The organism is Kitasatospora sp. LaBMicrA B282, assembly GCF_050325825.1.
Lineage (GTDB): Bacteria > Actinomycetota > Actinomycetes > Streptomycetales > Streptomycetaceae > Kitasatospora.
Genome location: NZ_JBNQTI010000084.1, coordinates 22,136 through 35,528, shown reverse-complemented (window position 1 = coordinate 35,528; position 13,393 = coordinate 22,136). Strand labels below are relative to the sequence as shown.

The following is a 13,393-nucleotide window of genomic DNA, read 5'->3' as shown; positions in this document are numbered from 1 at the left end:
CCCGGGCGTGTCGCCGCGGGGTGGCCGGCGGGCCGACCGTCACCGGGCGGCCCGACGTTCCATCAGCTGCCGAGCCCCGCCGGCTGCCGCCGCCGGGCCGGCGCCGCCTCGGCCGCCGAGCCCGGGGTCCCGACCCGCTCGGCCGCCGCCTGCGCCGCGTCCGCCCCTGCCACGTCCGTCCCTGCCGCGTCCGGCTGCGCCGCGTCGGCCGGCGCCCCGCTCTTCGGCAGGTGCCGCATCAGCCGGGCGGCGAGCACCGCCGCACCGAGCAGGCAGACCACGCCCACCCCCGCGGCCAGCTGCATCCCCGAGGTGAAGGCCGCCTGCCCCGCCGTCAGCAGCTCGCGCCCCGCGGCGCCCGGCAGAGCGGCGGCCACGGTGACCGCGCCGCCCAGTGAGTCGTGCGCCGCCCGGGCCGCCGCGTCCGGCAGGCCGGCCGGCAGCCCGCCCGACAGCCGCGCCTTGTAGACCGCCGCACCGGCGGCGCCGAGCACCGCGATGCCCAGCGAGCTGCCGAGCTCGCCGGCGGTCTCCGAGGTGGCCGAGGCGGCGCCGGCCTTCTCCAGCGGGGCGGCCGAGACGGCCAGGTCGGCGGTGAGGGTCATCGCACCGGCGGTGCCGGCGGCCAGCAGTCCGGCGCCGGTGAGCACCAGGGCCAGCGGCGAGTGCGGGCCGACCTGGGTCAGCATCGCGAACCCGCCGGCGCCGACCACGAAGGCGCCGGCCATCTGGTGGGCCGGGCGGACCCGGCCGGCCAGCGCCGCGGACACGCCCACGGCCGCGCCGACCCCGACGCCCGGCAGCAGCGACCAGAGCGCGGCGGTCAGCGGGCTCATCCCCTTCACCAGCTGCAGGTACTGGGAGGTGAAGAAGGTGAAGCCCATCATGGCGAACATCGAGACCGTGGAGATCAGGATGGCGCCGCGGTAGGTGCGGTCGGCGAACAGCCGCAGGTCGATCAGCGGGTTGCGGCAGACCAGCTGCCGCCGGACGAAGAGCGCACCGAAGCCGAGGCCGGCGACCAGCACCAGGACGGGCGGCAGGCTGTACCCGTCCACCGCCAGGGTCTTGATCCCGTAGACCACCGGCAGCACGGTGGCCAGCGAGAGCGCGGCACCGAGCAGGTCGAACCGGCCGGTGCGCGGCGCCCGGTACTCGGGCAGCAGCAGCGGGCCGGTGACCAGCAGCAGCGCCATCACCGGGACCGAGGCCAGGAAGACCGAGCCCCACCAGAAGTGGTCCAGCAGCAGCCCGCCGACCACCGGGCCGAGCGCGGCGCCGCCGGTCAGCGCGCCGGTCCAGGCCGCCATCGCGCGCTGGCGCTGCCGGGGGTCGGGGAACATCGTGCGGATCAGCGAGATGGTGCTCGGCATCAGGGTCGAGCCGGTGATGCCGAGCAGGGCACGGGCGGCGATCAGCTCTCCGGCGCCGCTCGACCGGGCGGCCAGCAGCGAGGCGGCGGCGAACCCGGCGGCGCCCAGCAGCAGCAGCCTGCGGCGGCCGATCCGGTCGCCGAGCGCACCCATCGGGATCAGCAGGCCGGCCAGCAGGAAGGAGTAGATGTCCATCATCCACAGCTGCTGGGTGGCGCTCGGTCGCAGGTCGGTGCTGATGAACGGCACGGCGAAGAAGAGCACGCCCATGTCCATGGCGAGGACGAGGGTCGGCAGCAGCAGGACGGCGAGGCCCGCCCAGGCGCGTCGGCCGGCGGGACCGGAGGGTGCGTGGGTGCGGTGGACTTCAGTCATGACTTGAAGGTACGTCCGTCTTGCACATCTGTCTAGTACGTATGTCTAAGTCGATTGTCCGAGACGGATGTACGGCCGGGGGGTAGCATCTCCGCATGGGAAACCGTGAAGCCCTGCTCGCCGGGGCCAAGAGCTGCCTGTCGGAGAAGGGCTACGGCCGCACCACGGCGCGCGACATCGCCGGTGCCGCCGGGGTGAGCCTGGCCGCGATCGGCTACCACTTCGGCTCCAAGGACGCGCTGATGAACGCGGCGATGATCGAGGCGCTGGGGGAGTGGGGCGAGGCGCTGGGCCGGGCGCTGGCCGAGACGGCCGGGCAGCAGCTCGACCCCGAGGAGCGGTTCCGGCTCAGCTGGGACCGGGTGATCGCGACCTTCGCCGAGCACCGCGGGCTGTGGCGGGCGCAGTTCGAGATGATCGCGATGGCGGACCACGTGCCGGAGATCGCCGCCAGCATGGGGGACGCGCAGAAGGAGGCCCGGCTCGGGCTGTCCGCGCTCTTCCAGGGCAAGGAGGAGGTGCCCGACACGCCGGACGAGCTGAACCGCGGGGCCTTCCTGCAGGCGCTGCTGGCCGGCATCGCGGCGCAGTGGCTGATCGCGCCGGAGAAGACGCCGGACGGGCGGGCGCTGTTCCGCGGCCTCCAGGTGCTGGCCGCCGGCGTGCTCGGCGACGCGACCGCCGGCTCCTGAGGTCCGGGCCGAGGTCCGGCCGGGCGGGTCCGGCCGGGCGCCCTCGGACGGCACCCGACCGCCTTCGGACGGCACCCGACCGCCCTCGGCCGCCCGGTCGGACCCGCTCGGCGTGCGGGCCCCGGCCCGCTGGCCGAGGCTGGGTCGCATGACGACTGATCAGAAGAGCTTCGCGGGCTTCGCGCCCAACCGGCGGTTGATCGGCGCCGGCCTGCTGCTCGGCGGCGTCGGCGCGGTCACCGCGCTGCTCGGCACGGTGCTGGTCGGGGTGGCGCTGGCCACCGCGGGCCGGGACTGGCTGCAGCAGCTGGAGACCTCGCCGACCGAACGCGCCAGCCGCGCCTTCCAGCAGGCCCGGGCCGCCTCGATGGCCGGCCGGGACGCCTGGCGCGGCGCGGGCGCGCCGGACCAGGCGCACTTCAACTGAGGCCCCGGCACACCTCCCGCAGCGCTCAGGCCGGCTGCGCGCCGTCCAGCTGAGGGCTGTCCGACCGTGCGCTGTCCAGCTGAGGGCTGTCCGACGGTGCGCCGTCCGACCGTGCGCCGTCCAGCTGCGCGCAGACCTCCGCGCGCAGCTCGCGCTTGAGCAGCTTGCCGGTCGGGTTGCGCGGCAGCGGTTCGGCGCGGAACACCACGTGCGCCGGCACCTTGAAGGCCGCCAGCCGCCCGGCGACGTGCGCCCGCAGTTCCGCCGCCGCTGCCCGCCGCCCCGGCCGCAGCCGCACCACCGCGGCCACCTCCTCGCCCAGCGCCGGGTGCGGCACCCCGAGCACCGCCACGTCCGCCACCGCCGGGTGGTCGTGCAGCACCCCCTCGACCTCGACGCAGTACACGTTCTCGCCGCCGCGGATCACCAGGTCCTTGAGCCGGTCCACCACGTACACCTCGCCGTCCCGCCGGCAGGCCAGGTCGCCGGTGCGGAACCAGCCCCCGCTGAACGCGGCCGCGGTCGCCGCCGGGTCGTGCCAGTAGCCGCGGAACACCGCCTGGCCGCGCAGCCACAGCTCGCCCACCTCGCCGTCCGGCAGCGCCCCGCCCGCCCGGTCGGCGATCCGCACCTCCACCGCGGGCGCCGGGCGGCCGATGCTCTCCGGGTGCTCCAGGTACCTGGCGCCGACGTTGGCGATCACCCCGCCGCAGACCTCGGTCAGGCCGTAGCCGTTGCGGGCCTCCACCCGGCCCTCGAACTGCCGGTGGATGCGCCGCACCAGGTCGGGCGGGGCTGCGGCGCCGCCGGTGCTGATCGCGGTGAGGCCGGTCAGCGGTGCCCCGGCGCGGGCAGCGGCCTCCAGCAGGCCGAGCGCGGTGGTGGGCACCCCGCTGTACAGGGTGACCCGGTGGCGGGCGATCAGCTCCAGCGCCTCGGCGGGGTCCCACTTCGGCATCAGCACCGCGCTGCCGCCGGAGGAGAGCAGCGGGAAGAGCACGGTGAACGCCGCGACGTGGAAGAACGGGTAGGAGAGCAGCACGGTGTGCGGCCGGAGCGCGGCCAGGTCCTGGCCGGCGACCAGGGCGGCGGTGGCGCTGAAGAAGCGCGGGGTGAGCGCGGCGGCGCACCAGGCCGACTGGGTGGCGACCACGCCCTTGGGCCGCCCGGTGGTGCCCGAGGTGTACATGATGGTGGCGTCGTCGCCGGGGGCGATCGGCACCTCGGGGGGTGCGCAGCCCGGTGCGGGCGGCGGCAGCTGCTCGAACCGCTCGGTCCGCTCGGCGGGCGGGCCGGCGACGCCCGCGGTCAGCAGCCAGGGGCGCTCGCCGCGCGCGGCCTGCGCGGCCAGCCAGGGTTCGATCCGGGCGGCCCGCTCGGGGTCGGTCACCACCAGGCGCGGGGTGCAGTCGTTTAGTGCGTAGGCCAGCTCCTCGGCCGACCACCAGGCGTTCAGCGGGACGGCGATCAGGCCGGCCAACTGGGTGGCCCAGAAGGCGATCTGCCACTGCGGCAGGTTGCGCATCGCGATCGCCACCCGGTCGCCCGGGCGCAGCCGGTACTCGGTCAGGCAGCGGTGGGCCAGCGCACTGGCGGCGGCGTGGTGCCCGGCGTGGCTCAGGGTGCCGCCCCGGTGGTGCAGGAAGGGGCGGTCGCCGTGCGCCAGGGAGGCGGCCAGCACCTCGCGCAGCACGGTCGGGCCGCTGGCGTAGCGGCGACCGTGCGGGGTGTCGACGGTGGCGAACGGGGTGCCGGGGGCGCTGAGCGCGGCCTGCACCCGGGCCACCAGTGCGAGGGAGGTGCTGCCGGACGGGACGGGGCTGGTCATGGGCGGCCTCCACGGACGGGAACGGGGTGGACCGCCGCGGGAACCCCGCGACGATCCACCCCGATGATGCGCCAGGTCCGGGCATTTGGAGCCCGGTCGACCACCGACCGTGCGGCGGCGACTACGGACCGAGGACTACAGGCCGAGCGACTTGGCGATGATCGTCTTCATGACCTCGCTGGTGCCGCCGTAGATCCGGAAGACCCGGTTGTCGGTGTAGAGGCGGGCGATCGGGTACTCCAGGATGTAGCCGTAGCCGCCGTGCAGCTGCAGGCACTTGTCGATCACGACCGAGGCGGCCTCGGTGCAGAACAGCTTGCCCTCGGCGGCGTCGGCCACCGTCAGCTGCCCGTTCTGGTACAGCTCCAGGGACTGGTCGACCATCGCCTGCATCGCGGTGACCTGCGACTTGCAGTCGGCCAGCACGAACTTGGTGTTCTGGAACTCGGCCACCGCCTGGCCGAAGACCTTGCGGTCCTTGACGTACTTCACCGCGAAGTCCACCGCCGCCGCGGCCGCCGCGTAGGCGCCCACCGCGATCGCCAGGCGCTCCTGCACCAGGTTGTGGGTCAGGTAGGAGAAGGCCTTGCCCTCCTCGCCGAGCAGGTCCGCGACCGGGACCTTGACGTCGACGAAGGACAGCTCGGCGGTGTCCGAGGTGCGCAGGCCGATCTTCTGCAGCTTGCGGCCGACCGAGTAGCCCTCGGACGTGGTGTCCACGCAGAGGATGGACAGGCCGGCCCGGCGGTTGGCCGGGTCGTAGGCGCTGGTGCGGGCGACCACCAGCACCAGGTCGGCCAGCGCGCCGCCGGTGATGAAGGTCTTGGCGCCGTTCAGCACGTAGTGGGTGCCGTCGGCGGAGAGCTTGGCGGTGGTGGTGATGCCCGCGAGGTCGGAGCCGGTGCCCGGCTCGGTCATCGCGATCGCGGTCATCATCTCGCCGGTGATGAAGGGCGGCAGCCAGCGCTGCTTCTGCTCCTCGTTGGCGTACTCCAGCAGGTAGGGCAGCACCAGGCCGGTGTGCACGCCCGAGGAACCGAAGCTGACGCCGGCCCGGGCCACCTCCTCGGTGATCACGGCCTGGTACTTGAAGCCGGTCTCGCCCGCGCCGCCGTACTCCTCGGGCACCTCGATGCCGAAGACGCCCAGCTCGCCGAGCTTGTTGTAGAAGGCGCGCGGCGGGTGGCCGTCGGCCTCCCAGCTCTCGTAGACCGGGACGACCTCGCGGGCGATGAAGTCCCGGATGGTGGCCCGGAACGCCTCGTGGTCCTCGTTGTACACAGTGCGGCGCACGACGGCGCTCCCTTCGCACGGGTGGGCAGCGGACTGCTGAACGATCGCCAAGTTAATCCCCAGTAGCTTTTCTGTCCAGACTCCGCGCAGGGCCGATCGACGTGCTCACGAGTGCTCTGGCAGTGGACCTCGGCGGCCTTTAAGTGAATGATGGCTAGCCGGAGGAGGGAGTCGTGCGGCGGCGGCCGCAGGGCCGCGGCAGGGCGGGAGGCGGGCGGATGGCAGCGGACGGGGGCCAGGGCCGGTCCGCGCGCCGGCCGCGCGGGCGGCGCGCGCAGATCCTGGCCGCGGCGGCCGAGCAGTTCCACCGGCGGGGCTACCACCAGGTGGCGATGGCCGAGGTGGCCGCGGCGGTCGGGATCACCGCGCCGGCGCTCTACCGGCACTTCCGGGGCAAGCCGGAGCTGCTGCGGCAGGCGGTGCGCGGCGGGCTGGCGGAGCTGGCGGCGGCGGTCGGCGCGGCCCCGACGGTGGCGGGCCTGGCGGCCGCGCTGGCCGTGGTGGCGCTGGACCAGCGCCCGTTCGCCACCCTGTGGCAGCGCGACGCCCGGCTGTTGCCACCGGCCGAGCGCGCCGCGCTGCGCCGGGTGCTGCGCGCCCAGGTCCGGGCGGCGGGGGCGACGGTGGGCCGGGAGCGGCCGGAACTCGCGCCGGAGCAGGTCGAGTTGCTGGTCTGGTCGGCGCTCTCGGTGGCGGGCAGCCTGTCGTACCACAGCTTCGCGCCGCCGCGCCGGCGGTTCGAGCAGCTGGTCGGGCAGGTGCTGCTGGCGGTGCTGACGGCCGAGCCCGGCGGTGCGGCGGACGCGCCCGCGGCCGGACCGGCGGCGGACGGTGCGGCGGCCCGGTCCGGCCGGCGGGAGGAACTGCTGGCGGCGGCGGTCCGGCTGTTCGACGAGCGCGGCTTCGACAACGTGAGCACCGACCGGCTGGGCGCCGCGGTCGGGATCGCCGGGCCCAGCCTCTACAAGCACTTCCCGGCCAAGACCGACCTGCTGGCCGCCGCCCTGGTCCGCTGCCGCGAGCGGCTCTGGCACCGGGTGGCCCCGGAGCTGCTGGCCGCTGGCGACCCGGCCGAGCGGCTGGCCGCCGCCCTGGCCGCCTACGTGGACTTCGCCTGCCGCCACCACCACTACCTGGGGGCCATGGTGCGCGAGAGCGAGCGGCTGGCCGATCCGGAGCGCAAGGCGGCGCTGGACTTCCGCCGTGACTTCCTGCGGCTCTGGGTGGAGCTGCTCCAGCAGGCGCGGCCGGCGGCCGACAAGGCCGAGGCCCGGATCCGGGTGCACGCGATGTTCGCCTTGGTCAATGACGGCGTGCGCAACGGCCCCTGGGCGCACGGCGGACACCTCGCGCCCCGACTGCACCGCTTGGCGCACGCGGTGCTCGGGCTGGCCGCCGGGCCGCGGGCGGACGCCGGAGGGGCGGGCCCGGATCCGGGCCCGCCCCTCGGTCAGCGGTCTGCCGGGTCGGCCGTCAGCCGCCCGGTGCCGGGTCAGCCGGCGGCCGGCACGTAGTGCACCGAGTGCAGGAAGTTGAGGTTGCCCTGCTCGGCGGCCACGCCACCGGAGTTGCCGGCCACACCGGTGGTGTTGTTCTGGTTGCTGCCGCCGCCACCGGTGGCGGTCTGCTGGGCGGAGTTGCCGTTGCCGGTCACACTGCCGACCACGTTGCCGGAGCCCCAGTTGCTCACCACGCTGCTGTTGGAGCCCTGGCTGGCGCCGGCACCGTTGTCGGCCGAGGCGCTGCCGATGCCGAGGAGGAGGAAGGCGCCGAGCGCGGTGACGGCGGTGAGGGCACGGGTACGGGACACGATGGTCTCCCTAGGAGTACTGGTAATGCTGCGAGTTGGCGCTCGCGGGGTGGCCGCCCCGGGCGCCGGTTGCCTGACGTCGCCCGCCAAGGATCACCCGTTGCTCCGTCCGGCGGCCAGTGATCGGGCGCCAATTCCCCCAATAGGGTCATAAGAGCCGGGTATCGCCCGAAGAAGGTTTAATCGGTGCGGAAACCGGCATGGCGGCCGGGCTCGCCGGAATGGAAAGTGGTGGTCCCATGATTGTCGGACTGGCAGACTGAGGCACCATGTCTGAAGGTCAGGAGAACCTGCGCACCACCGAGGTGGACCTCGGCGGACTGGTGAGCGTCCTCGCCACCCACCTCTACTCCACCCCCCTGGTCGCACTGCGCGAACTGGTCCAGAACGCGCACGACTCGCACACCCGCAGGCGCCTGGAGGACCCCGACGGCGCCACCGCCCTCGACCCGCGGATCCGGGTGCGGGCCGACGCGGCGCGGCGCACCCTGGCGATCGAGGACACCGGCGCAGGCCTGACCGAACCCGAGATCCACGCCTACCTGGCCACCGTCGGCACCGGCTACACCCGGCTGCTGCGCGAGGTCACCGGCAACGAGGAGCTGATCGGCGCCTTCGGCCTCGGCTTCCTGTCCGCCTTCTCGGTGGCCGAGCAGGTCACCGTCACCACCACCTCGCACCGCGAACCCGCGCTCGGCCACCGCTACCGCAGCCGCGGCGGCGAGCAGTACAGCGTGGAGCCCACCGCGCCCCGCCGGGAACCCGGCACCGTGGTCGAGCTGCTGCTCAAGCCCGAGCACGCGCACCTGGCCGACGAGGAGGCGCTGCGCGAGGTGCTCCTCCGGTACTGCGTGCTGCTGCCGGTCCCGGTCTTCGTGGGCACCGACGAGCGGCCGGTCAACGACATCACCGTGCCCTGGCGCGAGCCGATCCCGGCCAGCCGCCGGCACGCCGCCGACCTGGCCTTCGCCACCGCCTTCGGCCGCCGCTTCGAGCCGCTGACCGCCTTCCCGTTCCAGCCGGTGGACGGCAGCACCGACGCGATCGGCCTGCTCTGGGTGCAGGACGGCGGCACCTACGGCAGCAGCGACAACCGCGACCTGGCGGTCTACCTGCGCGGCATGCTGCTCGCCGACGACGCCCGCGACCTGCTGCCCAGCTGGGCCGGCTTCATCGGCGGCGTGGTCGAGTCCAACCGGCTGACCCCCACCGCCAGCCGCGAGGACCTGCAGCGCGACGAGCACTACCGGGCCCTGCAGCAGGCGCTGACCGAGGCGATCGTCAACGGCCTGTACGAGACCGCCCGGCTGCACCCGGCCGCCTGGCGCCGGATCCTGGCCCGGCACGGCCAGGACCTGCTCGGCGCCGCGCTCTGCGACGACCGGCTCTTCACCCTGCTCGCCGACGACGTGCCGGTGCCCACCTCGCAGGGCGACCTGACGGCCGGTGCGCTGCGCGCGGCCGGCGGCGGCGTGGTGCACGTCGCGCTCGGCTCCGGCGGCGGCTTCGAGGAGATGCTCTACCGGGCGATGCGGGTGCCGATCGCCCGCGGCGACCGCTACGCGGTGCTGCCGTTCCTGCGCCGCTACGCCCAGCTGCGCGACTGCCGGATCGTCGAACTCGGCAGCGAGACCGGCAACCGGGAGCTGTTCCGCGACCCCGAGCACCCGTTGGCCGCCGAGGAGCTGGGCTGGCTGAGTGCGGCGCTGACCGACGAGGGCGAGCAGCTGGTGCCGGCCCGGTTCGAACCGCCCGCCCTGCCGCTGGTCCTGGTGCCCGACCGGGAGGCCGAGCTGAAGGCGCGGATCGAGGACGACCAGGCCGACGCCCGGATCCCGTCGGCCGCGCTGCGGCTGGCCCGCGCCTTCACCGCCCGCACCGACGGCACCGTCAAGGCCCGCCTGTACCTGAACACCGCCGCCCCCGCCGTGCAGGACCTGCTGCGCGCCTACCGGGACGGCCACACCGGCAGCGCCACCGCGGCCGGGCTGCTCCGCTCGCTCAAGGTGATCATGGCCGCGGCCGGTGCCACCGGCAGCACCGGCGGGGACCTGGGCGCCGCACTGGCCGGGGTCGGCACCGCGGTCGCCGCACTCACCGCCCCACCCGCCGAAGGCCTGTCGGACGGCCTTGCGAGACTTCTCGACGACGGTCCGCACCACGACGGGTCGGGCCGCGATCCGGGGGAGGCCACGTAAATGACCACCGACATCTGGGACTGGGTGCACGACACCCACAGCAGCCTGGTCGAAGCCGGCCAGCACCGGCTGGCCACCGCGCTGGTGGAGATCGCCGGCCACGCCGTGGACGGGCGCAACGAACAGCTCGACGCGATGTTCCCGGAGGCGCTGTCCGCCGCCCGCGCGCTCGATCTGCCCTGGGTCGAGGTCTTCCTGCGCCACTGGCGGCTGCAGAACCTGCTGAACAAGCGCCACCAGGGCGAGCGGGCGATGACCGAGGCGGTCTCGCTGCTGGAGTTCGCGCACCGCGAGGAGACCGCCGGCTGCCCCCAGGCGGTCTGCGCCGTGCAGGACTTCACCATCTGCCACGCCAACATCGACGGCCCCGGCTACGTCCCCGAGCGGCTCGCCGTGCTGGAGGAGGCGCTGGAGCGGGTCGAGCCGGCCCGCGCCTGCTTCGACTGCCTCTCCCGCGAGTACGCCGACACCCTGGAGGACGACGGCCGGGCCGAGGCCGCACTGGCCCACCTGGACCGCGCCCAGCTGCGGATCGAGGCGGCCGGCGAGAGCGTCTCGCTCTCCTTCGGGCAGGCCCGCGCCTCCGCGCTCTACCGGCTCGGCCGGTACGAGGACGCGCTGGCCGCGCTGACCGCCGCCGAGCAGGCCTACCTGGCCGCCCGGCACACCCTGGACGAGGACGACCACCGCAAGCTCGGCGTGATCCGGGCCCGCGCGCTGGCCGCGCTGGGCCGCCACGACGAGGCGCTGGCCCAGCTGCCGCCGATCGCCGAGGCCGACGGCTTCGCCGACATCCGGCACCGCTGGGCCGCCGCGGTGGAGCGGCTGGTCGAGGCCGGGTGCTACCCCAACGACGCCCGGCTCGGCGCACGGCTGGCGAGCTGGGTCTCCTACCTGGACACGGCAGGCTCGCACCGGCCCTGCCTGGACCTGGCCCTGACGGCGGGCCGGCTCGCGGTGCGGCGCGGGGCCCGCGAGGTGGCGCTGGCGCTGGTCGCCACCGGCGAGCGGAAGCTGGCCCTGCTGCGCCGGCCCGAGCCGGTGGCCGGCCCGCTGGCCGAGCTGCGGGCGGCGGCCGGGGCGCTGCCGGTGCCGGTGCTGCCGGTGCCGGCCGGCGAGCTGCTCGACTGGCTCGCGGAGCGCCCGGACGGGGTCGCCGGGGCGGTCGAGGCTGAGCAGGCGGTCGAGGCAGTCGAGTCGGCGGAGGTGGTTGCCCAGGTCGAGGTGGTCGACGATCCCGAGGCCGACCTGGACCTGCTGGCCGCCGGCTGGCAGCAGCTCGCCGCCGGCCCCGCTGCCGTCGTCGACCCGGCCGTGGCGAGCGAGCTGCTGCTGGCGCTGGCCGGGATGCTCGCCTCGCTGGGCCACGAGCAGGTCGCCGCCGAGCGCCTGTGGGCCCGGCTGGCCGAGGACCCGGGGCGCTCCAGCCTGGTCTCCGCGCTCACCGCGGTGCTGATCGAGGCCCGCGACGAGGCCGGCCTGCGCCGGCTGGCCGAGCAGGTGACGCAGGCCAGCCCGGTCGACGCGCACTGGATCCGGGCCCGCTGGGCGCTGGCCGACAGCTGCTGGGCGGAGGCGGTCGAGCAGTGCGAGGCGCTGCTCGCCCTGGAGCCGCAGCGGATCAACCCGCGCCGGCTGGCCGCCGCGGCCGCCGTCGAGCTGGGCGACTACGTCACCGCCCAGCGGTTCTACGAGGACCTGCTGGCGCACGCGCTGCCCGCCGCCGACGACGGGGACGAGGAGCAGTACCGCACCGTCCAGCCGCCCGACCTGTGGCACCTGATCACCGCCGCCACCGCCAACCGGGACTGGCCCGCCGTCCGGTCCGCCGGTGCCCGGCTCGGCCTGGACTTCGAGCAGCCCGAGGGCCCGGTCGACGAGGAGTGGCAGCTGGTCACCATCCGGGCCCGGCGGACCAACGGCGCCACCACCGACCTGCCGGCGGTGCGCACCGGCCCGGCCACCGCGCGGATCCTGCCGGTGCTCGGCGAGGACGTCCCGCTCAACCACCGGGACGTGGTGGTCTTCTCACCGGAGCTGCTGGCCCCGGCCCCGCCGGCCGGCGCGAGCGAGGAGGAGCGGGCCCGCTGGCGCCCGACCTTCGAGCTGCTCACCCTGCTCGACCCGGCCGGGTACACCACCTACTTCCTGGACGGCGCCTGGCCCGGCCAGGACGCCTGGGTCGAGCTGCGCACCGCGCTGCACGAGGCGGGGTACGGGATCTGGGCGTACAGCGGGGAGCAGTACCGGATCATCGACCCCGCCGACGAGCAGGCCGACCTGCCGGGCATCTACGCCGCCCTCGGGGTGCCGCCGACCGCCACCGCCGAGCAGGCGGACGCGCTGCTCGCCGACCTGATCGCCGACTGGGCGCACCCGCTCTGCTGGCTGGACCTGGCCAGGGCGGCGGGCACGGACCCCGGGCAGCACGAGCGGATCATCGAGCGCTACGGGCTCTGAGCACCGGCATTCGCCACGGGCTCCGGGCACCGGCGCCAGGCGCTGGTCTTTGCCATTGCTTTACGATGACGTGACCAGTGCTTGGCGATCCCGCGACCCCCGGAGTGCCCGTGACCAGTCCCGCCGTGATCAGCCCCGCCGTGACCGACATCGCCGCAGGACCGGCGCAGGCCCTCGCCCTCGGTCCTGGGTGGCTCGACCCCGACGGGCTGATCTCCGCCTTCGGGCTGCTCGGCATCCTGGCCGTGGTCTTCGCCGAGTCCGGCCTGCTGATCGGCTTCTTCCTGCCCGGGGACTCGCTGCTCTTCACCACCGGCCTGCTGGTCGCCGACGGGCAGTACCTGGACCAGCCGCTCTGGCTGGTCTGCCTGCTGGTGGTGGTCGCCGCGGTGCTCGGCGACCAGGTCGGCTACCTGTTCGGGCGCCGGGTCGGCCCCGCGCTCTTCCGCCGCCCCGACGCGCGGCTCTTCCGCCAGGAGCACCTCGCCAAGGCCGGCGCCTTCTTCGAGCGGCACGGGCCCAAGGCGATCGTGCTGGCCCGGTTCGTGCCGGTGGTGCGGACCTTCACCCCGATCGTCGCCGGGGCCGGCCGGATGAACTACCGGGTCTTCGCGCTCTACAACGTGGTCGGCGGGGTGCTCTGGGGCGCCGGCATCACGGTGCTCGGCGCCCTGCTCGGCCGGGTCGACCTGGTGCGGGAGAACATCGAGCTGATCCTGGTCGGCATGGTGCTGCTCTCGGTGGTGCCGGTCGTGATCGAACTGCTGCGGGCCCGCCGCCGTGGGGCCGACCGCGGTGTCGCATGACGGTGTGATCGACGTATCGTCGGCTCCGCGGAACCTTCCGGACCGGTCTGGGCGACTTGTACCCATGCGTCTGCCTTCGTGGCTACATGTGCGCCCTGACCCGGCATCGGGCAAGGTGGAGGCGAAGATCA

Annotated in this window: 10 protein-coding genes; 6 read left to right on the top strand and 4 right to left on the bottom strand. The window is 74.9% G+C overall.

The features are described from left to right. Positions 1–62: 62 nt before the first annotated feature. On the bottom strand, positions 63–1,748 hold the full coding sequence (locus tag ACQRUO_RS22745; protein ID WP_428317863.1) for an MFS transporter: 1,686 nt from the start codon (positions 1,746–1,748) through the stop codon (positions 63–65). Positions 1,749–1,843: 95 nt separating this feature from the next. On the opposite strand from ACQRUO_RS22745, the gene ACQRUO_RS22740 reads away from it, so the two are divergent. Both ACQRUO_RS22740 and ACQRUO_RS22735 read left to right on the top strand, forming a co-directional pair. Next, positions 1,844–2,440 (top strand): TetR/AcrR family transcriptional regulator, encoded by a 597-nt coding sequence (locus ACQRUO_RS22740; protein ID WP_428317862.1) that lies wholly within the window; start codon positions 1,844–1,846, stop codon positions 2,438–2,440. 148 nt (positions 2,441–2,588) lie between these two features. Next, positions 2,589–2,867, top strand: coding sequence for a hypothetical protein (locus tag ACQRUO_RS22735; protein ID WP_428317861.1), 279 nt, complete (start codon positions 2,589–2,591; stop codon positions 2,865–2,867). A 25-nt stretch (positions 2,868–2,892) separates the two neighbouring features. On the opposite strand, the gene ACQRUO_RS22730 is transcribed toward ACQRUO_RS22735, so the two are convergent. Next, the gene (locus tag ACQRUO_RS22730; protein ID WP_428317860.1) at positions 2,893–4,695 is read right to left on the bottom strand and encodes a class I adenylate-forming enzyme family protein; all 1,803 of its coding nucleotides are present in this window, start codon (positions 4,693–4,695) and stop codon (positions 2,893–2,895) included. Positions 4,696–4,830: 135 nt separating this feature from the next. Then, positions 4,831–5,988 (bottom strand): acyl-CoA dehydrogenase family protein, encoded by a 1,158-nt coding sequence (locus ACQRUO_RS22725; protein ID WP_428317859.1) that lies wholly within the window; start codon positions 5,986–5,988, stop codon positions 4,831–4,833. A gap of 218 nt (positions 5,989–6,206) precedes the next feature. On the opposite strand from ACQRUO_RS22725, the gene ACQRUO_RS22720 reads away from it, so the two are divergent. Then, positions 6,207–7,502: a TetR/AcrR family transcriptional regulator gene (locus ACQRUO_RS22720; protein WP_428317858.1), complete on the top strand. Its 1,296-nt coding sequence runs from the start codon at positions 6,207–6,209 to the stop codon at positions 7,500–7,502. Here ACQRUO_RS22720 and ACQRUO_RS22715 read toward each other — a convergent pair. After that, a complete protein-coding gene (locus tag ACQRUO_RS22715) occupies positions 7,481–7,798 on the bottom strand; it encodes a hypothetical protein (protein ID WP_428317857.1) in 318 nt (105 codons plus the stop codon). The two genes, ACQRUO_RS22720 and ACQRUO_RS22715, sit on opposite strands and share 22 nt — an antisense overlap. A 269-nt stretch (positions 7,799–8,067) precedes the next feature. Here ACQRUO_RS22715 and ACQRUO_RS22710 point away from each other — a divergent pair, with 269 nt between their 5' ends. The 3 genes from ACQRUO_RS22710 (at position 8,068) to ACQRUO_RS22700 (ending at position 13,262) form a co-directional block, all read left to right on the top strand. After that, entirely contained in the window at positions 8,068–9,996 is a 1,929-nt protein-coding gene (locus ACQRUO_RS22710; protein WP_428317856.1) for an ATP-binding protein, read from the top strand. Continuing rightward, positions 9,997–12,456, top strand: coding sequence for a hypothetical protein (locus ACQRUO_RS22705; protein WP_428317855.1), 2,460 nt, complete (start codon positions 9,997–9,999; stop codon positions 12,454–12,456). Between the two features lie 149 nt (positions 12,457–12,605). Continuing rightward, positions 12,606–13,262 carry a VTT domain-containing protein gene (locus ACQRUO_RS22700; protein WP_428317865.1) on the top strand — a complete coding sequence of 219 codons (657 nt, stop codon included), beginning with the start codon at positions 12,606–12,608 and terminating at the stop codon, positions 13,260–13,262. Positions 13,263–13,393 lie beyond the last annotated feature (131 nt).